This window comes from Pseudomonas sp. 1152_12, from assembly GCF_052850675.1.
Genome location: NZ_VXCW01000005.1, coordinates 113633 through 137793 on the forward strand (window position 1 = coordinate 113633; position 24161 = coordinate 137793).

General features: G+C 60.5%; 27 protein-coding genes and 1 pseudogene. 13 read left to right on the forward strand and 15 right to left on the reverse strand.

What is annotated here, in order from left to right; all coding sequences use genetic code 11:
* Positions 1-3: 3 nt before the first annotated feature.
* The 4 genes and pseudogenes from FW764_RS10755 to FW764_RS10770 form a co-directional block, all read right to left on the reverse strand.
* Positions 4-939, reverse strand: coding sequence for a LysR substrate-binding domain-containing protein (locus FW764_RS10755; RefSeq protein WP_446433915.1), 936 nt, complete (start codon positions 937-939; stop codon positions 4-6).
* A 137-nt stretch (positions 940-1076) separates the two neighbouring features.
* The gene (locus tag FW764_RS10760) at positions 1077-2264 is read right to left on the reverse strand and encodes a cyanate transporter (protein WP_446433916.1); all 1188 of its coding nucleotides are present in this window, start codon (positions 2262-2264) and stop codon (positions 1077-1079) included.
* A gap of 139 nt (positions 2265-2403) precedes the next feature.
* Positions 2404-2562: pseudogene (locus FW764_RS10765) on the reverse strand (aldehyde dehydrogenase family protein); the annotation flags it as partial.
* Between the two features lie 33 nt (positions 2563-2595).
* Complete coding sequence (locus FW764_RS10770; protein WP_446433917.1) at positions 2596-4221, reverse strand: 5-guanidino-2-oxopentanoate decarboxylase; 1626 nt, start codon at positions 4219-4221, stop codon at positions 2596-2598.
* Positions 4222-4332: 111 nt separating this feature from the next.
* Between FW764_RS10770 and FW764_RS10775 the strand changes: the two genes are divergently transcribed.
* Positions 4333-5205, forward strand: coding sequence for a LysR substrate-binding domain-containing protein (locus FW764_RS10775; RefSeq protein WP_446433918.1), 873 nt, complete (start codon positions 4333-4335; stop codon positions 5203-5205).
* A 135-nt stretch (positions 5206-5340) separates the two neighbouring features.
* Here FW764_RS10775 and FW764_RS10780 read toward each other — a convergent pair whose 3' ends face one another.
* Entirely contained in the window at positions 5341-5955 is a 615-nt protein-coding gene (locus tag FW764_RS10780) for an NAD(P)-dependent oxidoreductase (RefSeq protein ID WP_446433919.1), read from the reverse strand.
* A 34-nt stretch (positions 5956-5989) separates the two neighbouring features.
* A complete protein-coding gene (locus FW764_RS10785; protein ID WP_446433920.1) occupies positions 5990-6856 on the reverse strand; it encodes an MBL fold metallo-hydrolase in 867 nt (288 codons plus the stop codon).
* A 106-nt stretch (positions 6857-6962) separates the two neighbouring features.
* Here FW764_RS10785 and FW764_RS10790 point away from each other — a divergent pair, with 106 nt between their 5' ends.
* The gene (locus FW764_RS10790) at positions 6963-7868 is read left to right on the forward strand and encodes a LysR family transcriptional regulator (protein WP_446433921.1); all 906 of its coding nucleotides are present in this window, start codon (positions 6963-6965) and stop codon (positions 7866-7868) included.
* A 99-nt stretch (positions 7869-7967) separates the two neighbouring features.
* Positions 7968-8144 (forward strand): hypothetical protein, encoded by a 177-nt coding sequence (locus FW764_RS10795; RefSeq protein WP_446433922.1) that lies wholly within the window; start codon positions 7968-7970, stop codon positions 8142-8144.
* Between the two features lie 13 nt (positions 8145-8157).
* On the opposite strand, the gene FW764_RS10800 is transcribed toward FW764_RS10795, so the two are convergent.
* Positions 8158-9033: a helix-turn-helix domain-containing protein gene (locus tag FW764_RS10800; RefSeq protein ID WP_446433923.1), complete on the reverse strand. Its 876-nt coding sequence runs from the start codon at positions 9031-9033 to the stop codon at positions 8158-8160.
* Positions 9034-9223: 190 nt separating this feature from the next.
* Here FW764_RS10800 and pobA point away from each other — a divergent pair, with 190 nt between their 5' ends.
* The gene (gene pobA, locus FW764_RS10805) at positions 9224-10408 is read left to right on the forward strand and encodes a 4-hydroxybenzoate 3-monooxygenase (RefSeq protein WP_446434179.1); all 1185 of its coding nucleotides are present in this window, start codon (positions 9224-9226) and stop codon (positions 10406-10408) included.
* Positions 10409-10731: 323 nt separating this feature from the next.
* Here pobA and FW764_RS10810 read toward each other — a convergent pair whose 3' ends face one another.
* Positions 10732-11568 (reverse strand): cache domain-containing protein, encoded by an 837-nt coding sequence (locus FW764_RS10810; RefSeq protein WP_446433924.1) that lies wholly within the window; start codon positions 11566-11568, stop codon positions 10732-10734.
* A 50-nt stretch (positions 11569-11618) separates the two neighbouring features.
* Entirely contained in the window at positions 11619-12392 is a 774-nt protein-coding gene (locus tag FW764_RS10815; RefSeq protein WP_446433925.1) for a transporter substrate-binding domain-containing protein, read from the reverse strand.
* A gap of 414 nt (positions 12393-12806) precedes the next feature.
* On the opposite strand from FW764_RS10815, the gene FW764_RS10820 reads away from it, so the two are divergent.
* From FW764_RS10820 to FW764_RS10840, 5 genes are all read left to right on the forward strand, one after another.
* A complete protein-coding gene (locus tag FW764_RS10820) occupies positions 12807-14177 on the forward strand; it encodes a glutamine synthetase family protein (protein ID WP_446433926.1) in 1371 nt (456 codons plus the stop codon).
* 189 nt (positions 14178-14366) lie between these two features.
* The gene (locus FW764_RS10825) at positions 14367-14966 is read left to right on the forward strand and encodes a class I SAM-dependent methyltransferase (protein WP_446433927.1); all 600 of its coding nucleotides are present in this window, start codon (positions 14367-14369) and stop codon (positions 14964-14966) included.
* Positions 14967-15087: 121 nt separating this feature from the next.
* Positions 15088-16221, forward strand: coding sequence for a ribonuclease D (rnd, locus tag FW764_RS10830; RefSeq protein ID WP_446433928.1), 1134 nt, complete (start codon positions 15088-15090; stop codon positions 16219-16221).
* A complete protein-coding gene (locus FW764_RS10835) occupies positions 16218-16511 on the forward strand; it encodes a YcgL domain-containing protein (RefSeq protein WP_083359595.1) in 294 nt (97 codons plus the stop codon). The genes rnd and FW764_RS10835 overlap by 4 nt, the downstream gene beginning before the upstream one ends.
* A gap of 107 nt (positions 16512-16618) precedes the next feature.
* Positions 16619-17551 carry a D-2-hydroxyacid dehydrogenase gene (locus tag FW764_RS10840; protein WP_446433929.1) on the forward strand — a complete coding sequence of 311 codons (933 nt, stop codon included), beginning with the start codon at positions 16619-16621 and terminating at the stop codon, positions 17549-17551.
* Positions 17552-17596: 45 nt separating this feature from the next.
* Here the strand turns inward: FW764_RS10840 and FW764_RS10845 are convergent, their stop codons facing one another.
* Positions 17597-18181 carry a nitroreductase family protein gene (locus FW764_RS10845; protein ID WP_446433930.1) on the reverse strand — a complete coding sequence of 195 codons (585 nt, stop codon included), beginning with the start codon at positions 18179-18181 and terminating at the stop codon, positions 17597-17599.
* Between the two features lie 153 nt (positions 18182-18334).
* Between FW764_RS10845 and FW764_RS10850 the strand changes: the two genes are divergently transcribed.
* The gene (locus tag FW764_RS10850; RefSeq protein ID WP_053255005.1) at positions 18335-18784 is read left to right on the forward strand and encodes a YcgN family cysteine cluster protein; all 450 of its coding nucleotides are present in this window, start codon (positions 18335-18337) and stop codon (positions 18782-18784) included.
* 13 nt (positions 18785-18797) lie between these two features.
* On the forward strand, positions 18798-20018 hold the full coding sequence (locus tag FW764_RS10855; RefSeq protein WP_446433931.1) for a hypothetical protein: 1221 nt from the start codon (positions 18798-18800) through the stop codon (positions 20016-20018).
* Positions 20019-20099: 81 nt separating this feature from the next.
* Here the strand turns inward: FW764_RS10855 and FW764_RS10860 are convergent, their stop codons facing one another.
* The 3 genes from FW764_RS10860 to FW764_RS10870 all read right to left on the reverse strand — a co-directional run bounded on the left by FW764_RS10860 (position 20100) and on the right by FW764_RS10870 (position 21495).
* A complete protein-coding gene (locus tag FW764_RS10860) occupies positions 20100-20450 on the reverse strand; it encodes a YgaP family membrane protein (RefSeq protein WP_446433932.1) in 351 nt (116 codons plus the stop codon).
* A 68-nt stretch (positions 20451-20518) separates the two neighbouring features.
* On the reverse strand, positions 20519-20986 hold the full coding sequence (locus FW764_RS10865) for an RNA methyltransferase (protein ID WP_017526685.1): 468 nt from the start codon (positions 20984-20986) through the stop codon (positions 20519-20521).
* Positions 20987-21120: 134 nt separating this feature from the next.
* A complete protein-coding gene (locus tag FW764_RS10870) occupies positions 21121-21495 on the reverse strand; it encodes a YajD family HNH nuclease (protein WP_003210675.1) in 375 nt (124 codons plus the stop codon).
* A gap of 151 nt (positions 21496-21646) precedes the next feature.
* Between FW764_RS10870 and FW764_RS10875 the strand changes: the two genes are divergently transcribed.
* A complete protein-coding gene (locus FW764_RS10875) occupies positions 21647-22567 on the forward strand; it encodes a ParB/Srx family N-terminal domain-containing protein (protein WP_446433933.1) in 921 nt (306 codons plus the stop codon).
* A 65-nt stretch (positions 22568-22632) separates the two neighbouring features.
* On the opposite strand, the gene FW764_RS10880 is transcribed toward FW764_RS10875, so the two are convergent.
* Positions 22633-23319, reverse strand: coding sequence for a spermidine synthase (locus tag FW764_RS10880; protein WP_446433934.1), 687 nt, complete (start codon positions 23317-23319; stop codon positions 22633-22635).
* A gap of 78 nt (positions 23320-23397) precedes the next feature.
* Between FW764_RS10880 and FW764_RS10885 the strand changes: the two genes are divergently transcribed.
* Positions 23398-23682, forward strand: coding sequence for a hypothetical protein (locus tag FW764_RS10885; RefSeq protein ID WP_446433935.1), 285 nt, complete (start codon positions 23398-23400; stop codon positions 23680-23682).
* Here the strand turns inward: FW764_RS10885 and FW764_RS10890 are convergent.
* A complete protein-coding gene (locus tag FW764_RS10890) occupies positions 23679-24152 on the reverse strand; it encodes a cyclic nucleotide-binding domain-containing protein (RefSeq protein ID WP_446433936.1) in 474 nt (157 codons plus the stop codon). The genes FW764_RS10885 and FW764_RS10890 overlap by 4 nt on opposite strands.
* Between the last annotated feature and the right edge of the window lie 9 nt (positions 24153-24161).

Here is a 24161-nt window from a genome sequence, read left to right on the forward strand (position 1 = left end):
GGGTTACAACAACCCTTGCTCCGCACACACCTTCACCACCTGCTCACGAAACCAGGTATTGGCGTTGTCCTGGCCACTTGTTTCGTTCCACTGCATGTCCAGGGTAAACCCCGGTAAACCGTTGGGCGCCTCGCAATGGCCAAACACCGTAGCCGGCGCCAGCAGTTTTTGCACGCGGCGGGGCAAGGTGACGACAAAGTCGGTGCCGGTGATCATCTTCAAGGCCGCGCTGTAGCTGTTCGCACGGGCGATCACCTGGCGCTTGTGGGCCTGGCGTGCCAGCCAGCCGTCGATCATGTTGGTGTCGGATGTCCAGGGCGTGGGGAACACATGGCGCCGTTCGACGAAGGATTGCAGGCTGAACGCCGGTTCGCGCGGGGCCGAGCGTTTATCGAACACGCACACCAAGTCGTCCTCCAGCAGCATTTGGGTCTTGAAGTCTTTATGGGCGCGGTGAAAATGTGGGCCAAAGCAAATCACCAGATCAAGCCGGCCTTCACGCAGGTCGGCGGCGGGAATCTCGGTTTCTAACTTTTGCACATTGACGATCACGGGCAGGTCGGCGTGGTCGAAGTGCTTCAGCAAACGCGGCAGTATCAACTGTTCGAAGTATTCAGGGGCGCAGATATTGAATGTCACGGCTTTCTGTGTCGGGTCGAAGGCCTGGCCGCCAGCGTGGCACAGGTTGATGCTTTCCAGGATCTTCTGCACATGCCCATACATGGTGGTGGCTTTGTACGTAGGCCGCATGCCCGCCCGCGTGTTGATAAACAGCTCGTCCTCAAAACTGGTGCGCAGTTTCTTCAGGCTGTAACTCACGGTGGACTGGCTGACGAACAGCGTTTCAGACACCTCGGTAACGCTGCTCTGGTCGTAGACGGCGATAAACACCATCAGGTCCTGCATATCCAGTTTTCTGAGCAAATTACTGTTTAGCATCCATTCCGTCCGGTAAGCCTTGGCACTGTGACAGCGCGCGACAAGGGCAAAAGCTTAACGGAACGTTTGTGCCAATAGAACGCTATGTAGGGTATTTCTATGTTTGGTGTGGGACAAAAAATGTTGGCAACACGACGTTAGCGGATATGGCGTGCGTAATGCGTTGGATTGAACCGGGTGACGATCAGCAACATCACCACGACCACCGCCGTCAGCGACCACCAGGCCCATTCGAAGCTGCCCAACTGGTCTCGGATCATCCCGGCAATAAGTGGCGACAGGCCAGCAATCAGGTAACCGATGCCTTGCACAAACGCGGTCAGGCCACCGGCGCGGCGCGGGTTGTCCAGATGGTCGAGGGACAGGATCAGGCTCATCGGAAACAGGCCGCCGATGCCCAGGCCCAACAGGCATGACCACACTAGGCTCAGGTGCTGCGGGCTGAGAATGAGGCCACAGAAGCCCAGGATTATCAGCACCAGCAGCACCGCGACGACGCCGCGTTTATCTTTTCGGCGGTTGGCGATGGCCGGGGTGACCAGGCCGGACACCACTTCCATGGCGGTCAAGAACCCCAACAGTAAACCGGCGTTCTGTTCGCTTAAGCCTTGCTCCACGTAATACGGCGCCAGCCACGCCAGCACACAGGTGTAGGACGCGGTGCCGAGGCCGAAAAAGATCGCCAGCAACCACGCTCGGCGGTTACAAAAAAATGATTCCTGCGCGCCGGAACCGGCTTGGTGCAATGGCGGGATCGCCGCGCGCTGGGCGTACCAGAATACCAACGCCAATAACGCCAGTGCCGCCCAGATCGCCAAACCGACGCGCCAACTGCCGGTCTGCACCTGCACAAATGGTGCGAACGACGCCGCGAGTGCCGCGCCACCCATGATCGCGGTGACATACAGGCCCATGAACAGCGAAACGTTATCGCCAAAGCGTGTCTTGATCAGCGCTGGCATCAGCGCCTGGATCATCGCGATACCCACGCCGGCAGCGATGGCACTGACGATCAACTCCAGTGCTGAATCCAGAAACAGCCGAGACAGTGTGGCCAGGCCAATCACCACCAACGACAGCACAATGCTGCGGTGCTCGCCAACGCGTTTACCCAGGCCCATGCCAAAAAACATCGCCAAGCCCATCGCCATGACCGGCAGCATGGTCAGCAAGGCGGCGCCGCTGAAGCTCAGCGGTACATCGCCGCGAATCGAAGACAACAGTGGGCCAACGGCGGCCATCGACGGGCGCAGGTTAAGGGCGACCAGAACAACGCTGATCATCAGCCAGAGGGCGGTGGTGGGTGTTGCGCGAACGTTTTCCATGGGCGGGCCTTGAATAGACAAGGGCGAATCAGGCCACGCATGGGGGAGAGGGGCAAATGAGAAAGTCGCAGGTGCTATCTAAAAATTGCAGCTGACTGACACACCGCCGATCAAAAATGTGGGAGCTGGCTTTGTGTCGTTAGTTAGATCGGATCACATGCTTGATCTCCTGAAACGCCGCCAACCCCCACGGCCCCAATTCGCGGCCGATGCTGCTCTGCTTGTAGCCGCCCCACGCCGTTTGCGGGAAGATCACCTGCGGTGCGTTGATCTACACCAGCCCGGCCTGCACGCCATTCACCGCCGATAAACACACCATTCACGACTGCGCTCATGCCGCTACCTCCTGCATCCAGAGCGCCTGGTCGATCTCAATCAGTGTCGGCCCCTGGCGATCGGCGGCGGCGCGTAATGCCCTGCGCAGGTGCGCGATGCCCTGGATGCTTTCGGCCGCGCAGCCCAAGGCCGTGGCCACGCCGATGAAGTCCGGGGTGTAGATGTCCACACCGACCGGCTCGATGGCGCGGTTGAGCATGTATTTCTTGATCTCCTCGTAGCCTTGGTTATTCCATAGCAGCACGATGATTGGCACGCGTGCTTCCACCGCGCTGGCCAGTTCCGGCAGGGTGAATTGCAGGCCGCCGTCGCCGATCAGGCATACCACCGGCTGTGCGTCGCCACGGCCCAGCCATGCACCGATGGCGGCGGGCAGCGCGTAACCCAAAGTGCCGTAGCCGGTAGAAGCGTTGAACCAGCGACGTGGATGGTCGAGGTTGAGGGTCAGGTTGCCGCTGTACACCGGCTGGGTGGAGTCGCCCACCAGCACGGCGCCAGGCAGTTCTTCCAGCACCGTGTTGAGAAACAGGGTTTGCGCGCGGGTGGCGGCGTCCCAGGTGGGTGTCAATTCCGCCCACAGACGCGCGACGCGGTGGTTGCCCCAGCTTGGATCACGTGCGGGCAGTGTCTGGTTGTTCAACTTGGCGAGCAACGCTTCGGCGGCCATTTGTGCATCGGCGACCAGCGCGAGGTGCGGCGGGTAGTTGCGTGCGGTCTGGTCCGGGTCGATGTCGATGCGCAGCAACGCGCCGGGAATCTCGAAGCCGCCAGCGAAGGTCACGTCGTAGTCGGTTTCTGCCAGCTCGGTGCCGATGGCGAGCACCACGTCGGCTTCGGCGACCAAGGCACGGGTGGCCTCCAGCGTCTGGGTCGAGCCGATCAGCAGCGGGTGCGCGGACGGCAGCATGCCCTTGGCGTTGATGGTCAGGGCTACCGGCGCATCCAGTGTTTCGGCCAAACGAGTCAGTTCCGGCGCGGCATCAATGGCGCCGCCACCGGCGAGGATCAGCGGGCGTTTTGCCGCGGCGAGTAACTGGCTCATCTGCTTCACCGCCGACGGCGCCGCGCCGGCTCGTGCCACGCTGACAGGTTCGCTGCCGAGCAGCGCGTCGGCGTTTTCCACCAGCACGTCCAACGGAATCTCGATATGCACCGGGCGCGGTCGCCCGGCCTGGAACAGCGCAAACGCGCGCGCCAGCACGCCAGGCAACTGCGCTGCCGACATCAAGGTATGCGAGAACGCCGCCACGCCTGCGATCATCGCGGCCTGGTTCGGCAGCTCATGCAACTTACCGCGACCGCCGCCCAATTGGCTACGCGACTGCACGCTGGAAATCACCAGCATCGGGATCGAGTCGGCATACGCCTGGCCCATGGCGGTGGTGATGTTGGTCATGCCCGGGCCGGTGATGATGAAGCACACGCCCGGTTTACCGGCGGTGCGCGCGTAACCGTCGGCCATGAAGCCGGCGCCCTGTTCGTGGCGTGGGGTCACGTGGCGGATGCTCGAGCGCGCCAGGCCACGGTATAACTCCACGGTGTGCACGCCGGGAATGCCGAACACCTGGTCCACACCGTAGCTTTCCAAAAGGGTGACCAATACTTCGCCGCAGGTGGCCATACATGTCGCTCTTGTTATGGGGTCGAGGCGCTATTGGAGCGGCTGGCCGGTAGCGGCAACAATCGATAAAAAGTCATACTAGCCATGTCTTCACATCATGGCTCACCCTCGATGAAACGCCTGCCACCGCTGCCTGCGTTGCGTACCTTCTGGGTCACGGCCCAGTGCTGCAACTTCACCCGCGCCGCCGAGCAACTGCACATTACCCAAGGTGCGGTGAGCCGGCAGATTGCCGGGCTGGAAAGCCATTTGGGCTACGCCTTGTTCCAGCGCCAGGCGCGCGGCTTGAGCCTGACCGAAGAAGGTCGCGAGTGGGCGCTGCGCGCGCAGCAGGTGTTTGGCCTGATCGGTGACGCGGTGGAGCAGATCGGCCGCCGCCGCGCGACCCTGCAACTCAAGGCATCCACTTGCGTAATGCGCTGGCTGCTGCCGCGCCTGATGCAGTGGCAAAAGGAACGGCCGGACGTGCCGGTGGAGCTGACGACCACCGTGGCCTACACCGTGGACTTTCGCCGCGAGCAATTCGACGCGGCGGTGATCTATGCGCCTATCGCCGAGCAGTCGGCGCAGGCGCGGCATTTATTCGATGAGCAACTCACGCCGGTTTGCGCGCCGGCGTTGCTTGGCGGTTTGCACGCACCGGCTGACCTGCAGCACCAGGTGCTGCTGCACCCCACGCGGGATGAGCGCGATTGGGCGTTGTGGCTGAATGCGGCGAATACGCGGTTGAGCAACTTGGCCCAGGGGCATCATTTCGAGACGCTGGATTTGGCCATGACGGTGGCGTCTCAGGGTTCCGGGGTGGCGATTGGCGACAGTGCGTTGATAGGCGAGGATGTGAAAGCGGGGCGCTTGGCGACGCCGTTTGAATTAAGGGTGCCGACGGGGATGGGGTATTACTTGGTGTATCCGCCGGGGACGGAGCCTTCGGTTGGATTAGTCGCACTGATGGGGTGGTTGGTAAGCCAGGCACAAGGGGCGTAACACTGAAGATCCAAATCTGGGCGCGGGCTTGTGTGGGAGCCGGGCTTGCCCGCGATGCAGGCACTCAGTGTGTCAGTCACACCGCGCTGATGCTATCGCAGACAAGCCAGCTCCCACAGTTAGATCCGCGTTGGGTCAGTAACCCACGGTGAAACGCTGGCGCGAGTGCTTCGGTGTTTCCACTTCGTCGATCATCGCAATGGCGTAGTCAGCAAAGCTGATCCAACTACGGCCTTCAGCACTCACCAGCAAGTCATCCTGGCCCACTCGGAATTTCCCGGTGCGCTCGGTCTCAACGAACTCCGCCGACGGCGACAGGAAGGTCCAATCCAGTTCCTTTTCCTGACGCAGCGTGTCCAGGAATGTAGCGCCAGCACTGGCTTCGGCCTTGTACTCAGCCGGGAACCCCGGGCTGTCGATCACGCGGCTGCCATCGGGCAGCAACAGCGAACCCGCGCCGCCCACCACCAGCAGGCGTTTCACCGAGGCTTTCTTCACCGGGCCGATTACGGCACTGGCCGGCAGCGTGGCGAAATGCGCCGCACTGATCACTACATCGTTGCCGCTGACAGCCTGTTGCAACGCCTCGGCATCCAGCGCATCGACTGGCTTGATGGTAACCCCTTGGCGCGCCGCCAGCGTGTCGGTATTGCGTGCGATGGCGGTGACGGTATGCCCACGACGCAGCGCTTCTTCCAGCAGTTGGCTACCGGCACGACCGGTGGCACCAATGATTGCGATCTTGCTCATAACGTTCTCCAGTCAGTCAGGGGTTAAAAACCATTCACCACTTCATTTCGCCCTTGGCGACTTTGGCGCTCAGGTCCAGCGAGCTCTCGTCGGCGAGGGTGGGGTAGCGCTTTTTCATGGCCGCGATCAGGCCGGCGGAGTCCTTGGCCTTGGCGGTTTCGACGTCGAAAGCCTTGATGTAGTCAGCGGTAAAGGCCACGGCCTTCAGTGACGGGCTGCCCAGGTAATGCCCTGGAATCACGGTGGCCGGTTTCAGCTGTTGGATACGTTGCAGCGTCGCCAGCCAATCCTTGTGGGACTGTGCAGTCTGGGTGTCGGCCATCCACACGTGAATGTTTTCGGCGACCACCACACCGCCGATCACGGCCTTGATCGAGGGGATCCACACAAAGCTGCGATCCGGCTGCGGGCCGTCCAGGCCGATGACTTCCAGTGGCTGGCCTTCGAGGGTCAGGCTGTGGCCTTCAAGCACTTGCGGCACGATGGTTTTTGCTGGCTTGTCGGCGCCCATTTTCGGGCCCCAGAATTCCAGCTTGCCGGCGACGGTGGCCTTGATATGGTCGACCACCGGTTGCGGTGCCAGCACCTTGGCGTCTGGGAAGGCGGCGGTCAGGGTGTCGAGGCCGAAGTAGTAGTCCGGGTCGCCATGGCTGATGTAGATGGTGGTCAGGTGCTTGCCGCTGGCGCGAATCTTTTGCACCAGTTGCTCGGCCTGGCCTTTGCCGAATTGCGCGTCGACCAGGATCGCGTCTTTTTCGCCGCTCACCAGCACCGAGCTGACCGGGAAGATCGCGGCTTCACCTGGGTTGTACACGTCGAGCTTCAGCGCTGCCGCCGAAGCTTGGGCGGCGAAGGCCAGGGCAGCGGTCGCAAGGGTCAGGCGCTTGAGGGTGGATAGCATCGGGGCGGCTCCAGTGATCGTTAAAGGATGCACAGAGCTTAGTTGCACTAAACGTCACAAAAAATGCCATGCTGGAACATAGTTTGTTTCTAAAAGCGTGCAAATCATGGATCGTCTTCAAGCAATGCGGGTGTTTGTCACGGTAGTTGACCTGGGGAGCCAGTCAGCCGCCGCTGATCAGTTGGACCTGTCGCGGCCGGTGGTTTCACGCTATCTGGCGGAGCTGGAGGATTGGGTGGGCGCGCGCCTGATGCATCGCACCACGCGCAAACTCAGCCTCACCGCCGCAGGTGGCGAAATGCTGCCCCGGTGCCGGCAAATGCTGGAGTTGTGCAACGACATGCAGGCCGCCGTCAGTGAGCCGGACGAAGCGCCGCGCGGGCAGCTGCGGTTAAGTGTCAGCAGCTCATTTGGCCAGGCGCAGTTGGCGGATGCCGTGGCCGAGTACGTCAAGCACTACCCGTTGGTCAGTATCGATATGCAGATGCTCGACCGTACGGTGAACCTGGTCGATGAGCGTATTGACCTGGCTATCCGCACCAGTTTTGAGTTGGACCCTAACGTAATCGCGCGCAAGCTCACGCTCTGTCGCTCGGTGATTTGTGCGTCCCCGGCGTACTTGCTCGAGCATGCGCACCCGCAGCATGTGCACGAGCTGGTAGAGCACAACTGCCTCACGCACTCTTACTTCGGCAAAAGTCTGTGGCACTTCACCGAAAATGGTGAGCCGGTGTCGGTGGCGGTGCAGGGCAATATCAGTGCAAACGAGGCGACGACCCTGTTGCGGGTCACGCTGGCGGGGGCCGGGGTGGCGCGGCTCCCCAGCTATCAGGCGGGAGATTACATCCGCAGCGGCGAATTGATCCGTTTGCTACCCGAGGCCGAACCGCAACAGATGAATGTTTACGCGGTGTATGCCTCGCGCAAACACATGCCGTTGGCACTGCGCAGCCTGCTGGACTTTCTGGTGCTCAGGTTCCCGGAGGAACCGGCCTGGGATATCGGTCTCTGAAGCCGACATAAAGATGTTGAATGGCGTCCAATAATGGCAGCTCGCCCTGACTGACCTATGCTTTAAAGAGCACCGAGTCGTCTTATTCAGAGGTGTGCCATGACGCTAAAAATCAGAAAGTACCTGATGATTTTCATCCTGTGCGTCTTGGCGACCGTGCTGTACGGCACAGCCGCCTACCGGGTTGAACAGACGCGCATGCAGCCGACCTTTGCGGTCAGCTGCCATCAGGACCTGTGCGTTCCGCGCACCGGTAGTTTCAGTGCGCTCAGGTGAGCGCTCCACGTGCCTAATCGGACTTCAGTTGCTCGCGAAACGCCTTAGGTGAAAACCCGACCCGCCGACGAAATAGCCGTGAGAAGTTGGTCGGGTCGGAAAACCCCAGCACCTGCGACATCTCATTGATGGTCATGCTGGTGTAGGTCAGCAGGCGCTTGGCTTCCAGTAACTGGCGGTCATGCATGATCTGCAGCGCAGGCTGCCCGCCCAAGTCCCGACACGTACCGTTCAGGTGTGAGACCGAGATGCCCAGCTTGTGCGCCAGGTCTTCGATCTTCGGGTGTTCGCGGTAGTGCTGTTCGACCAACTGAGTGAAGCGGCGGAAATATTCACGCCCACGCGGGGCTCGCGGGTGGAGACGCTGGATGGCGTGGCGGCTGATCCATACCAGCAACACGCTGACCAGGGCGTGCATCATCATGTCGCGCGCCGGTTGCTCATCGGCGTATTCGTCCTGCAAGCGCGCAAACAGGCTGTTGAGGTAGTCGCTGTCTTTGCCAGCCGGGTAGTTGCCCAACGCTTGTAAACCGTCCACCGTCGAGCCCAGTTGCGCTTGCAAATGGCTGACCAGCGGCGCTGACAGCGTCACGATGAACCCTTCTACATCCTCGGCAAACCGAAAGCCATGCACGCACAAGGGCGGCAGCACCTGCAAGGTCGCCTCGTTGAGCGTGGTGCGCTGGCCTTCAATTTCCAGCTGTGCCTGGCCTTTGTGAACGTACAACAACTGGCACAGATCCGCGTGCCGGTGGGGCTGAATCTCCCACTGGTATTCCCGGCTGCGCCGAGAAATGGTTTCACAGTGCAACAAATCCGGCGTTGGCCATTGCTGGCTTTCCCCGTAAAGCTTGAAGACCGGAATTGCGGTGCTGGCAGTTTTGGTCATGGTTTCAATCCGATACTCAGGAAAGTGGTGCGGTAATCGCCCCGATTGGTAAAAAGCACAGGCTTTGTCTCAGTTTTCACCTTCTTATGAGGGGCGCTCAAGTGAAAAATGATCAGTGACAAGATCAATGACAACTCTTTCACCTGATCCGTTCGGGTGTCGCTTGCGAGCTATAAAAATAATGAAAACGCTGAAAACTCAAGTCGCTATTATTGGTGCCGGCCCTTCCGGCTTGCTGCTCGGCCAACTGCTGCACAACGCGGGTATTGAGACCCTGATTGTAGAGCGCCAGAGCGCCGCTTACGTGCAAGGCCGCATCCGTGCCGGGGTGCTGGAGCAAGGCATGGTCGACCTGTTGCGTGAAGCGGGTGTCAGTCGGCGCATGGATGCCGAAGGCTTGGTGCATGACGGTTTTGAGCTGGCGCTCAATGGCCAACTCAGTCATATCGACCTCAAAGCGCTGACCGGCGGTCAGTCGGTGATGGTCTATGGCCAGACCGAAGTCACCCGCGACCTTATGCAAGCGCGTGAAGCAGCCGGCGCTATCACGCTGTATGACGCGCATAACGTGCAACCCCATGACCTCAAAAGTGATCGACCCTGGCTGACCTTCGAGCATCAGGGCGAGGCCTTTCGCCTGGAGTGCGACTACATAGCCGGTTGCGATGGTTTCCATGGGGTGGCACGCCAGTCGATTCCGGCTGAGTCGTTAAAAGTCTTCGAGCGTGTTTATCCCTTTGGATGGTTGGGCATTCTCGCCGACACACCACCGGTGCATGCCGAACTGGTGTACGCCAAGCACGCGCGTGGTTTTGCCCTGTGTAGCATGCGTTCGCCAACGCGCAGCCGGTATTACTTGCAAGTGCCGGCTGAAGAACCGCTGGATGAATGGTCGGATGCGCGTTTCTGGGCCGAACTGAAAACCCGTCTGCCCAGCCAGTTGGCGGCGCAACTGGTGACCGGCCCGTCGATTGAAAAAAGCATCGCGCCGCTGCGCAGCTTCGTGGTGGAACCGATGCAATACGCACGCCTGTTCCTTCTGGGGGACGCCGCACACATCGTGCCGCCCACCGGGGCAAAAGGTCTGAACCTGGCAGCCAGCGATGTGAACACGCTGTTTCGCATCTTGCTCAAGGTGTATCGCGAGGGGCGCGTGGACTTGCTGGAAAAGTACTCGGCGATCTGCCTGCGCCGAGTGTGGAAGGCCGAACGGTTTTCCTGGTGGATGACCGCGATGCTGCACCCGTTTCCCGATGCGGATGGCTTCAGCCAGCGCATTGCCGAGAGTGAACTGGAATATTTCATCCACTCGGAGGCGGGTCGCAGAACCATTGCAGAAAATTACGTTGGGCTTCCTTACGAACCTATCGAGTAGCCTGCTCTCGTATCGAGCATTCCCGCCCGGCGTTCCTCGCCTGCGGGTTTTGCTTGAAGGTTCTGCCGTGATCGACCTGAATCAGCCTATCCAACCCGTTCCTGCCGTACGCAGTGTGCTGGCCGCCGAGCGCTGGCGCTGATATTCCGGCAGGTGCTGATAGTCCGTGCGGCGGTGTCGCTGTTGGGGCTGGCCGCAGTAACAGCGATGCCTGATCGAGTGCTGCATGGGCGTGAAGACAACGCTAAATAACTGACACAATGATGATCAGGCTGAGGGAGCAGGCACGCCAATTCCCACGGTGAAGCGCATTTCACTTCTGGTCAGGGGCTGTAGTCCCCGACCGCCACGATGAAATGCCCAGCCTTGTGCAAGTACGCGTGTTTGTTCTCGACCTTTTCGGTCACCGGATTCTTCCAGCGATATTTGTACTCACCTTGATCCTGATTGGCCATCAGCTTGAGAATAGGCTCGCCTACGGGCTTGCCGTCGGGGTCCTTGACCTTGCGGAAGTCGGTGTTGACCAGCCGAGGCGTGGTGCCATGGGCTACATAGCGTCCGGTATTGAGGTCCACCACAAACACATACAGGTCATCCTGTACAAACCCGCCCCGCAATGTATTGATCGCTTTGAGTGTACCTGCCTCATCCTTGAGCAACGCCTCGACCGCTTTGTCGCGTAAACCTCGAGCATGCTCCGGCGTGGCTCGCGGCAGGTAGTAACCCACTGCCAGAATGCGTTCGCCGACCCGTTGATAGAACACATGCTTGTGCTCAACCTTGCCGTCGTTCCAATTCTGCCAACGGTAATCGGCCTGTTGAATCCCCTGGCCTTCGGGCACCTTGAGCGCGGCCTTGAATGATTTACGTAGATCAGGCCCAAGCAACTCGGACACATCGCGACCGATCAAGATGGAGGAGGGGCCGCCACTGGCCAGTAGCGTGCCCTTGGTATCAACCACAAACACATAGCGGTCCTGGTCGATAAATTCACCCTGGCGACTGAACCCGGCGAATGCCTTGTCACCGTTGCTGTGGTAGTAGGCCAGAGCCTTTTCCAGCAGGGCCTTGGCGGCCTGGGCGTCCTCATCCGGAGTGGCCGCGTGCACCTGGCTGAAACACAACAGCAGCAGCCACGTGAGTCGGAGCAGTCCTTTCATTACCCGTCCCTCATTGTTATTGATATGACCACAGCGTAGACGGCTTCGGCTCAGGGCGCCGCCAGCCATTGATTGACGATTGCGTCGTACACCCCAGTGGCGACGCTCAAATGCAACCATTGGTCGACATAGCTTTTCCAGGCGACATCATCGCGAGGCAGCAGGAAGGCTTTTTCGCTGTATTGCATCGGCCGCTCAGGGTTGACGGCGCACAGCCCAGGCTTGAGTTTTTGCTGGAAGCGCGCCTCGCTGGCGTCAGTAATCATCACGTCGGCCTTGCCTGCCAGCAGTTCGTCGAAGATCGTCACGTTGTCGTGCAGGCGGATCTGCGTCTGTCCCAGGTGAGTGCGGGCGAACACTTCGTTGGTGCCGCCCGCCGGCTCGATCACACGCACCTGCGGTTGGTTGATCTGCTCGACCGTCTGGTAGCGCTGTACATCGGCGCAGCGCACCAGCGGGATCTTGCCGTCGACACCTAAGGTTTGGCTGAAGAAGGCTTTTTTCTGGCGCTCCAACGACACCGAAATGCCCCCCACGGCGATGTCGCACTGTTGGGCGAGGAAGTCCGGCATCAGGGTTTTCCAGGTGGTTGGCACCCAGGTGACTTTTGCGTTCAGGCTCTTGGCCAGCGACTCGGCCATGGCAATGTCGATGCCTTCGTAACGGCCATCGGCGCGCAGTGACGTGTAAGGCTTGTAGTCGCCGGTGGTGCAGACGGTGAGCGTGCCGCGCTGCAGCACTTCATCCAGGCGCGAGGGTGCGGTGTCGGCCAGTGCAGTGGTTGCCATACTCGCCAATACACACAGGGCTAAAGGAGCTTTCATGCAGTCGAATCCTTGGGGGCAAGATCGGGGCGGTCATTATTTCCAGCTGGACGACAAGGTAGCAAGGGTCGCGCAATGTTTAGCCAACCTGCACCCAAACTCCATCAACCCTGAATTTAACCGCCTATCCAGGCGTGTGACGCTGCCGGGCATCGACCTCACTGTGAATTCTGCATGGACGCTTGCACCGACACTCACCCCGCGACACCGCCTGGCGCTTTGGTGCCCAGCTGTCCGACGATTGTCGAGGCACTGCCCTCCGAGCTGGCCTTCTGGGCCCTGTTCCACTGCCGACACGCCCGCCCGCCCGATACGCCTCTCTTACGTTGATCTGCCCCATGGATGACGCACACCTGTGCGCATCTGCCCGGTGGCGCCTGTGCGCCTGCCTGACGCAAACGTATGAGACTCGCCATGAGTGTTTTTGCCTGCCTGCACGAAGCCCAATCTTTCCTTGAACAGAACCCGGACATCGAGATGTTCGAGCTGTTTATCCTCGACAACAACGGCGTGCCACGCGGCAAGTTGCTGCACCGCGATGAGTTGTTGGCGGTTTACGAAAGCGGGCGGCCTTTGCCCAGCACCATTCTCGGCCTGACGATTAAGGGGGATGACGTGGAAAACTCCGGGCTGGTGTGGGAAGTCGGCGATATCGACTGCCGCGCTTACCCAATCAGCGGCAGTTTGCAGCGCATGCCGTGGCGCCTGATCCCGACGGCGGCGGTGCAAGTCAGCATGCACCCCACCGAAGGCCTGCCCGCCACCGTGGCGGACCCTCGGCATTTGCTCGCCAAGGTGATCGACGGGCTGAAAGCCGATGGTTATTACCCGGTGATGGCGGCGGAGCTGGAGTTTTACCTGCTCGACCAGAAGCCCGACAGTAACGGCCGCCCGCAGCCGGCGCGGGACGTGGACGGCAATCGCCCGCGCTCGACCCAAGTCTATGGCTTGCGCGAGTTGGAGCAGATCGAGCCGTTTCTGGCCGACCTCTATAGCGCCTGCAAACTGCAAGGCATCCCGGCGCGCACCGCGATTTCCGAATACGCCCCGGGCCAGGTGGAAATCACCCTGGAACATCGCGCCGACGCGCTGCAAGCGATGGACGAAGCGGTGCGTTACAAGCGCCTGGTCAAGGGCGTGGCGCACAAGCATGGAATGGCGGCGTGTTTCATGGCCAAGCCGTTTGATGACCTGGCGGGCACCGGCATGCACATGCACATCAGCCTGGCGGATGCCGACGGCAATAACCTGTTCGCCAGCGAGGCTGCCGACGGCACACCGCTCTTGCGTCAGGCGGTGGGCGGCATGCTCAGTACCTTGCTCGATTCGTTGCTGCTGTTTTGCCCCAACGCCAACTCCTACCGCCGTTTCCAGACCAACAGCTACGCGCCACTGGCTGCTACGTGGGGGGTGGACAACCGTACCGTGAGCTTGCGCGTACCTGGTGGGCCGGCGAATTCTCGGCACATTGAGCACCGTATTTGCGGCGCCGACGCCAACCCTTACCTGGCCGCTGCCGCGATCCTGGCCGGGATTCATCGAGGCATCCGCGAACAGCGCGATCCTGGTGCTCCGGTGGAAGGCAACGGTTACGCGCAGGCCAAGGCGTTGCTGCCTACCGACTGGCTTACTACCTTGCGCGCACTTGAAGGTTCAAGCTGGGCGCGGGATGCGTTTGGCAGCGAGTTCCTCAGCGTGTACCTGGCGGTGAAACGCGCTGAGTATCGCCAGTTCATGGGTGAGGTCGGTGAGCAGGATTGGCGGTGGTATCTGCATCAGGCGTGAGAGGCAGCGTGTGCAGGCTTGCTCGCGAATGCGGTATGACAGTCAGCTCATGTGTAACCGACCTACTGCATTCACGTGCCCTGCGCGTGCGATTTCAATGCAATCACGGCTTCGACCTTTTTTTCACGTTGCAGTGGTTAAGCTCTGAATCAAGGTCGTTCACTACTGTTCCCTACCCATGAGTCCGTGATGTCGTCACCCACTCCATCCTCTATCGAGACTGAGTTCTCCGAGCGCTGTGACCGTGAGCATGCCAGGGTCTGCGGCGACACGCGCCCACCTGCGCTGCTCAAGCGTCTAGCTGCCTGGCGCGATGAGCGGTTGGTGCGCCATGCCTTGAAAGTCGCCGGTGAACCGGGGCTGATTCTTGACCTGGCCTGTGGCTCCGGCCGGTTCTGGCCGGTGTTGGCCGAGCACATCAATCGGGTGATCCTGGCCTCGGACAACTCTCAGGCCATGCTCGACCATGCGTGCACTCATCACCCGGCGGCGTTGCTCAAGCGCGTCAAGACGTTCCAGGGCTCGGCGTTTTCTATCGGCTTGTCAGCAAACGCAGTGGATTGCATTTTTTGCCTGGAATTGTTTCGCCATGTACCGAGTAGCGAAGGGCGTTTGGCGCTGCTGAGTGAGTTTCATCGGGTCAGCCGCGACACGGTGATTGTCTCGGTGAATGCGCAGACGGCCGTTGAAGGCGAATTCCGCCAGGCGGGTTTCAAAGTCTTGAACCACCAAGAGTTCCTGCCGGGTTCCAAGCTCTGGCGGGTTTACGTTCTGCGTAAGAGAGGCTGACTCCCGCCTGTCGGACTATTCTTCATCTCTGTAGGAGTTTTCATGAAGGTGTGTGCACTACGGATGCTCGCAAGGGTCTTTCGCGATATATACTGCGCGCCATTCTTCAAGGGAGAGCCGTGTGGCCATCGATATTCAGTGGATCTGCGACAACGATAGCCTCGGCCAGCATTGCGCCGAATGGCAGCAGTTGCCATTCGTCGCCCTCGACACCGAATTCATGCGGGTCGACACCTTTTATCCGATTGCCGGGCTGATCCAGATCGGCGATGGCCTGCGTGCTTACCTGATCGACCCCCTGACCATCGACAACTGGCAACCCTTGGCCGCCTTGCTGGAGAACCCAGCGGTGATCAAGGTGGTGCACGCCTGCAGCGAAGACCTGGAAGTGTTGCTGCGCCTGACCGGCAGTCTGCCGGCGCCGTTGTTCGACACTCAATTGGCGGCGGCTTACTTGAACCTCGGTTTCTCCATGGGCTACTCGCGTCTGGTGCAAGCCGTGCTGGATATCGAGCTGCCCAAGGGTGAGACCCGCTCTGACTGGCTGCAGCGGCCATTGTCCGAGACCCAAGTGAGCTACGCTGCCGAAGACGCGGTGCACTTGGCCGAGGTCTACATTCGCCTGCGCCCGCGGCTGTCAGACGACAAGCACGCCTGGGTGCTGGAAGACGGCGCCGAGTTGGTGGCCAACCTGCGTCGCGAAGTCGACCCGTACGAGGTGTACCGCGACGCCAAGCTGGCGTGGAAACTGTCCCGCGCCCAGCTCGCCGTGCTGCGTGAATTGTGCGCCTGGCGCGAGCAGCAAGCCCGTGCCCGTGACCTGCCGCGTAACCGGATCATTCGCGAACACTCCTTGTGGCCCCTGGCCAAATCACAGCCGGATAACCTCGCCGCGCTGGGCAAAATCGAAGACATGCACCCGCGCACCGTGCGTCAGGATGGCCCGTTTCTGCTGGACCTGATCAAACGTGCCGGCAGCGTGCCGATGGACCAATGGCCACCCGCCGTGGCTGAGCCGCTGCCGGTGGACGCCGCCACGCTGATCAAGCAACTGCGCGCCCTGGGCCAGGCCGAAGCCGAACGTCTGGACATGGCGCCGGAACTGATGCTGCGCAAGAAAACCCTTGAAGCCCTGGTTAAAAGTGGCTATCCCGATGGGCCCTATAAATTGCCAGACTCGCTCCGTGGCTGGCGCCGCGAGTTGATGGGCCAAGCGCTGCTCGACAGCCTGGCCACTGCCGGAGAACAGCCTTGAAACGTATTTGCTCCATCTATCGCAGCTTGAAAAAAGACGGGATGTACCTCTACGTGCTGAAAAGCGATGCGTTGGAGCGTGTGCCGGAACCGTTGATGGAAGCCTTCGGCAAGGCGCATCTGGCCTTCGAGATGATACTGACCCCGGAGCGCAAGCTGTCCCGCGAGGACATCACCGTGGTTCTTGAGAACCTCGATAAGCAGGGTTACCACCTGCAAATGCCGCCCGCCGAGGATGAGTACATCGAACACTTGCCCGAAGAGCTGCTGCGACGCAACGACCCAATGTGATCGGTCAGTGCCCTGTGCAGGGCACATTCTTCAACGCAAACGTATAAGTGGGTGGTGGCCGTAAGGATGCGGGCGGCTGTCTGCAGTGTTTTTGAAAGGTTTGAACCATGCGTGTTCTGATTGCTGAACAGGATTACTCGCTCTACGCCCAATTACTCAGTGACGCGGCACCGGACGTCGAGGTGCTGACCAGTGGCGACTCGGCCGAACTGTCGCGCCTGGCCGCCGATTGCCCGGTATGGCTGGGCCAGCCGGACCTGCTGGGCACGTTGTTGCGCCAGGGTCACCAACCGCAATGGCTGCAATCGACCTGGGCCGGTATCACACCGCTGCTGGCCGAGGGCTTGCCCCGTGATTATCGTCTGACCCGTGCGGTCGGCATTTTTGGCCAAGTCATGGCCGAATTTGTGCTCACCTACATGCTCGGTCACGAGCGCGAAGTGCTCGCGCGCCTGGTCAGTCAAGTCGAACGCAAGTGGGATAACCGCATGGGCCAGAGCCTCGCGGGGCGTAAGGCGCTGATCGTCGGAACCGGCGACATCGGCCAGAGTGTTGCCGATTTCCTGCTGCCGTTTGGCGTCAAGTTGTACGGCATCGCAAGCACTGCGCGTGAGCAGGCGCCGTTTATCGAAGTGGCCGGGATGGACCAATTGGGCCGTCTGGTGGGTGAGGTGGATTACGTCATCAACCTGCTGCCCAATACGCCAAACACCCATGACGTATACAACGCGGCGTTGTTCAAGCAATTCAAACCGACCGGGTTGTTTATCAATGTCGGGCGCGGCGTGGCTGTGGTCGATGCCGATTTGGTCGGGGCCTTGAAAGAAGGGCACCTGGCCGGTGCGGTGATCGACGTGTGCCGCCAGGAGCCGCTGCCGCAACGCCATCCGTTCTGGACCGCCTGGGGGCTACTGTTGACCGGGCACAGCTCAGCGCCGACCTCGCCGCTGATGATGGTGGAGTTGTTTGTGCAGAACCTGCGGGCTTATGAAGCCAAGGAAGAGTTGCGCGGGGAAGTGGATTTCGAGCGCGGTTATTAATGGGGGAGCGGGCTTGCCCGCTCCCACAGGGGATATCAGCAAGGCTTACAGGCTGAAGTCGCCTTCGGAAACCAGCTCTTTCAACGGCTTGCGCGGGCTTGGTACTTCACGGCCTTGCAGGTACTCCGGCAACGTCGACTTGTCGCCCAACTTGCCCACGGCCACCGCCGCGTGCAACGCATAACCTTCTGGAATCTTCAGCTCTGTGCGGGTCAGTTCCTGATCGAAGCCCGCCATGCCGTGGGTGTGCCAGCCGCTGAGACTGGCTTGCAGCGCCAGGTGGCCCCAGGCCGAGCCGGTGTCGAAAGTGTGCCACAGCGCCGGGGTTTCTTCGGTGGCACCGGGGGCCGTGAAGTCGGTTTTCGAGGCGATGATCACCAAGGCTGACGCGTGCTGCGCCCAGCCGCGGTTGAATTCATTCAACAAGCCCAGGAAGCGTTCCCAGTTTGGCGTGTCACGGCGCGCGTAGAGAAAACGCCAAGGCTGCGAGTTGTAGGCCGATGGCGCCCAGCGTGCGGCTTCGAAGAAACTCAGCAGGGTGTCCTGCGGGATGCTTTCGCCGGTGAAGGCGCGGGGCGACCAGCGCTCGGTGAACTGGGTGTGAATCGGGTAATCGGCAACGCGTGTCATGGGCAGTTCCTGATCGTCAATTTGGCGCTCAAAGCTACTGCGCGGCCACTAGACTGACAAGTGATGTTACACCGGCAGTCGCAAGCGCTTGGCCCCAACGGCCTTGGGCACTAGACTGACGGCCTTTTCACCTACCGATACTGATGCAGAGCCATGGCCGCCAAAGTCGAACCTTTCTGGATACGCAAAACCCTTGAACACCTCGACCAGGAAGAATGGGAGTCGTTGTGCGACGGCTGCGGCCTGTGCTGCTTGCAGAAGCTTGAGGATGAGGACGACAACAGCGTCTATTACACGCGTATCGCCTGCAAACTGCTCGACCTGAAAACCTGCCAGTGCACCGATTACCCCAACCGCCGCGCGTCGGTGCCCGACTGCATCCAGCTCACCCCAGGCCAGGCCGACCAGTTCAAATGGCTGCCGCCAACCTGCGGTTACCGCCTGGTCAGCGAACGCAAGGATTTGCCGCTGTGGCATCACCTGGTCTGTGGCGACCGTGATGCTGTGCATCACGAACGCATTTCCCAGTCCGGCCGCATGCTCGCCGAAGGCAGCGTGCCCGAAGATGACTGGGAGGATCACCTGATCTTCCGCGCGGGCTGAAATAGGAGTGTGTATGACGGTGGCAACCAAGCTGGCAGCCTCTTTCGTGCTGCTGGCGCTGAGCCTGCCTGCATGGTGCGCGAAGAAAGTCGACCTCGACTATCACGTCAAGCTACTGCCCCAAAGTGATCAGGCCGAGGTGCGTGTGAGCCTGTCCCATGGCTCGGCGGTGCGCAGCCTGAATTTCGACTTGGGCCGTGATGGTGACTACAGCGACTTCAAGGCCGATGGTCAGTGGAAGATCAGCGGTCACCGTGGCCTGTGGCAGCCCAGTGCTGACAAGGCCAGCCTGAGCTATCGCGTACGGCTAACCCACGCACGTAAACCCGGAATGTATGAAGCGCGGATGACGCCAAGTTGGGCAGTGTTTCGCGGTGAGGACCTGGTGCCGGCGGCGCGGCTCGACCAGCAGGACGGCGTCGAACTGGTCTCGCGCCTGATATTCGAATTGCCGGCAGGCTGGAAAAGCATCGAAACCGCCTGGCCACGTATCGGCAAGAATAAATTCCGTATCGACAACGTGTCCCGCCTCTTCGACCGGCCCACCGGCTGGATGCTCGCCGGCACGCTGGGCAGTCGCCGCGTGCGCCTGGGCGAAACCGACGTTACCGTGGCCTCGCCGAAGGGCCAGGCTATGCGGCGTATGGATGTGCTCACCGTGCTGACGTTCGTCTGGCCGCAGGTAGAGGCGGCGTTTCCTCGTCACCCGGCCAAGCTGTTGGTGGTGGGCGCCAGTGACCCGATGCGCCGTGGTGCGTTCTCGGCGCGTGACTCGATCTACCTCAATAGCCGCACTCCGTTGGTCAGCGAAAACGGCAGCAGCCCGTTGATTCGCGAAGTGGTGCAGGCCATTGGCCGCTTCAATGACCATGATACGAGTGACTGGATCGGCGAAGGGCTTGGCGAGTATTACGCCATCGAGTTGCTGCGCCGTGCGGGTGGCATCACCGATGAACGGTATGCGGCAATCCAGGCGCGATTGAGCAGGGAGGGCAAAGAGGTAACCACGCTGCGTGGCGATCACGTCAACGGGGCGACAGTGGCTCGGGCGGTGTTAGTGCTGCAGGAGCTGGATCGCGAAATTCGTGTGAAGACTCACAATAAGCGTTCGTTGGATGACCTCGCGCAGGCGGTCATGCGCACGAACAGCATCACCACTGCGGAGTTTGTGCAGTTGGCCGAAAGTGTGATCGGCGAGTCGTCGGTGGTGTTGGATAGCAAACTGCTGCGCTGATCCCGAGCCATAAGTGGCGCTAAATGTGAGAGGGGGCAAGCCCCTCCCACATTTAGATCTCCGTAGCGCTGGACATCGGAGTTAGCCCGTCGTTTTAGTGGCTTTTTCAGCCGCCACTTCAGCTTTGGTCTTGAGGTTTTTCAGCTCTTCGCCAGCGCGCTCAATCTTCGTGCGCACACTGTTCATTTCTTGGCGGCCCTGCTCCAGCTTGTCTTTGAGCGAGCTATGCCCGGTGACACCCCGTACCAGCGCCACCCCACCAATCGCCACCTGGATCAGCCCGAAGATCCCGCCACGGCGCAGGCCTTTGCCGACCATCATCACGCCGCCGGCCACTGAGCCAATGCGCTCCCAGCCGTGCACGTTTTGCGCAGGCTGGGTTTCAAAGGGGGTGTGTTCGATGATAGGTCGCAGGATTTTGCTGTCGCTCATGATCTGTCTCCAACAAGGGCAAGTGATAAGTAGCTGACTGTTTGCGGGCGCTGGATGTTCCCGAAAAATCAGTATTTGGGGCCCGAACGGGTGTTGTTGCCCTTGGCCATTCGGTCGTAAAGCACCACGTTGACGGTGGCCGCGAGGTTCATGCAGCCGGTGGTCGGGATGTACACCACGTCTTCACACCAGTCGCGAATCTCTTTATCCAGCGAGCCGTCTTCGGGGCCGAAGATATACAGCGCGCGGTCGGGGTGGGTGTATTCGGGCAGCGGGCGGGCGCCCTCGACCAGTTCCACGGCGACCGGGATGCAGCCCAGCGGCAGGATCTTTTTCAGGTCGTCAATACCGATCAGCGGAATGTCGTGATGGACTTTCTTGGTGTCGGTGATGAAATCCCGGGCGCGCTCGTAACGCACGCCGGTGTAAAACACCGAGGCCACGCCGTAGCAGCCGGCGGCACGCATCACCGAACCAACGTTTTCGGGGGATTTGGGGTTATACAGACCGATGCAGCTGTAGCGTTTATTGCCCACGGGGAAGGGTGCCTTGGAGAAAAACGGCGATTATACGAGGATTGGTCGGGCTGCGGTCGGTATCAAGAGGTGTGATGCAATCGAGTGGCAAGGGAGCAAGCTCCCTCGCTACAACAAGCCCCGCAAGCACGGCTTCAGTCGTCCTTCTTCATCAACCCCGCCAACGCCGCAAACGGGTTATGCGTCGCCTTGGCAATTGTCGGGCTGCTGGTGGAGCCTTCGCCGAAGTACTGCTGGTCGGTGTAGCGCGAGTGTTCGTTGTCGTGGCAGTACAGGCACAGCAACTCCCAGTTGGATCCGTCCTGAGGGTTGTCATCATGATTGTGGTTGCGATGGTGTACGGTCAGCTCGCTCAGGCGTTTGCCGGCGAACTCACGGGCGCAACGGCCACACACGTGCGGGTACATTTTCAAGGCTTTGTCGCGGTAGCCCATTTCCCGGTCGCGCTGGGCATCGGCGAGGATGCGGTCCAGCTTGGCGGTGTGGGAGGGCGGGTTGGTCGAGCTCATCATGGCTCCTGGCTATTTGGGGGTTCACGGATAAGGTTGATTCTAGCCGCTTGTGGGATAAATGACTGCTGGCTTTTTCAGCGACGGTACAGCCTGGCGGTGGCAATCATTTGTAGTATCGGCTCACTCCCTTTACAAGGATCTGAAACCTATGCGTTTGCACAGATGGACCGTTGCACTGGTACTTTGCGTCCTGGCGGCTCATGCCCAGGCGTTCTCCACCCCCAAACCTGGCCAAGTGATTGAGGTAGCCCTCGAACAACTGCACCCGACCCAGGCCGTGGTGGGCTTCGATCAGATTTATTACAGCCTGGGGTTGTTCGCCGACAAGCCCGCCAAAGTCTTCGACGAATACTGCCAAACCAACGGCCAAGGCGACGCCGATAAGGTGCCCCAACACGCCGAGCTGCTCCGGCCCGCCAGCTTCACTTGCAAGAGCCCGGTCGGCACTCACCCCGACGCCATGAAAACCGTGGTGGTCGGCCCCGGCGGCCAGTTGTACTTGACCGACGGTCATCACAGTTTCACCACCTTGTGGGAAGTGCCTGGCGGTGGCCCACAGTTGAAAATGTGGGTCAAGGTGACCGACGACTTCAGTAACAGTGCGGACATGGCTACCTTCTGGCACCGCATGGAGGCGGCGCGCAAGGTCTGGCTCAAGGACAATCACGGCCAGACTCGGCCACCGCAGCAACTGCCGGCGCACCTGGGCTTCAAGAGCTTGCAGGACGACACGTTCCGTAGCCTGGTGTATTTCACCCGTAAGGCCGCCTACGGCAAGCCGGACGATGGCGCCATCGCACCTGAGTTTCTGGAGTTTTACTGGGGCAACTGGCTGCGCACGCAGATCGACCTGAGTGCCTTCAACCTGAACAAGAAAAGCGGCTACAAGGACGCTATCGAAGCCGTCGCCCAGCGTATGGTCAGCCTGGCGCCAGGTTCACCGGTTGGCGACAGCGGTTTTACTGCCCATCAACTTGGCGGCATGAGCCATCTGGACCAGGGTGAACTGGAAAAGACCTTCGAGAAAAAAGTGCCGTATGTGATTGAGCGCCGCAAATCCCGAGGCTGATGCGGATAAAAATGTGGGAGCAAGCCCCCTCCCACATCCGATGTGTGGCGTCTGAATAACGTTGATCAGCCCTTGAGCTTCTCGGCAATCCAGATGGTGTGCCGCGTGCCCTTGTTGCCATGGGCAAACACCTGCACTTCTTCGGCCTTGAAACCGGCTTTGCGCAGTTTGTCGCTGAACAGCTTGTCGGCACTGGCGGACCATACGGCGAGTACACCTTTGGGGCGCAAGGCCTTGGCGCAGGCGGCCAAGCCCCCGGCGGAGTAGAGCCAGCTGTTGGCCTTTTGCGTGAGGCCTTCAGGGCCGTTGTCGATGTCGAGCATGATCGCGTCAAAACCCTGGGGCTCGGCCTGCAGTACCTTGGCCACGTCTTCCATGCGGATCACCGTGCGTGGGTCGAGCAGCGGGCGGCCGGACTTTTCTCCCAGCGGGCCACGGTTCCACTCCACGACGCCTGGCACCAATTCAGCGACCACCACTTCGGCAGTCTTGCCCAAGTGCTTGAGCGCCGACGCCAGCGTAAAGCCCATGCCCAACCCGCCGATCAGCACCCGCGAACCCGGGCGCCCGGCGACTTTACGACAGGGGATTTCCGCCAGCGCGTCCTCTGAGCCGTGCATGCGCGTGTTCATTAACTGGCCGCCGTCACCGCCCTGGATCTTGATGACAAAATCCTCGCCATATTCGAACAGGCACAAGGCACCGCCGTTATCGGGGATCGGAGTGGTGTCCAGCAGAACGAAACGTTTCATGGAAATCTCATTGGGAAGGGCATTCTTGCGCGGTTGGGAGTAGCCTTACGATATTCCGGTCAGGCCATGGAGCCATCGATGAAGTGCAGCATTCTAACGGTCATTGTGCTTGGCGCGCTCACATTGGGTGCAGCGCAAGCCCAGGAGTTGCAAACCGTGCCGGTCGCTCCCGCGCCCATCCCCGGTGCGCCGGGGACGCCGACGCCGACGTTGTACCCGCAAGTCACCCCGCCTGTGGCACCCAAGGCCAGCGCCAACGGCTCACCCGCGTTGGTGCCGATCGTGTTACCGACGCCGCCCAAAGACCAGAGCGTGCCTGGCCTGTTGCAAAACGACAGCAAGCCGAAGACGTCAGGCGGTTAAAACTGTTGGGAGAGTAATTGCCCGTCGGCCATGCGCAGGCGTTTGGACAAGGCGATCGCAATCGCACGGATAATCTTGGCCGCAACCCTGGGTGTTTCGTTGAGCATTTTTTCCAGGGAGTCCTTGCCCAGGTTCAACAGCACGCAATCACTTGCCGCGATGCAACTGGCAGAACGTCGTTCGCCATCCAGCACCGCCATTTCGCCAAAGGCCCGGCCGCTGCGCAGGGTGGCGATGGCCAGGCGCTGGCCTTCGTGGTTGGTCTTCTGCACGGCCACCTGGCCGCTGTGGAGGATGCACATGAAAGTGCCGGCATCGCCCTCACGGAAAATCGCTTCGCCCTGGGCAATACTGCTGATATTGAAGTAGCCGGCGGCGACGTGAAAATCTTCCGCCAGCAAGGGGTCGAACAGGCCGCAGTCCATGAGCATGTCGCGGATTTCATTGTTGAGCAGGGTGGGTTGCGGCATTTCTTATCT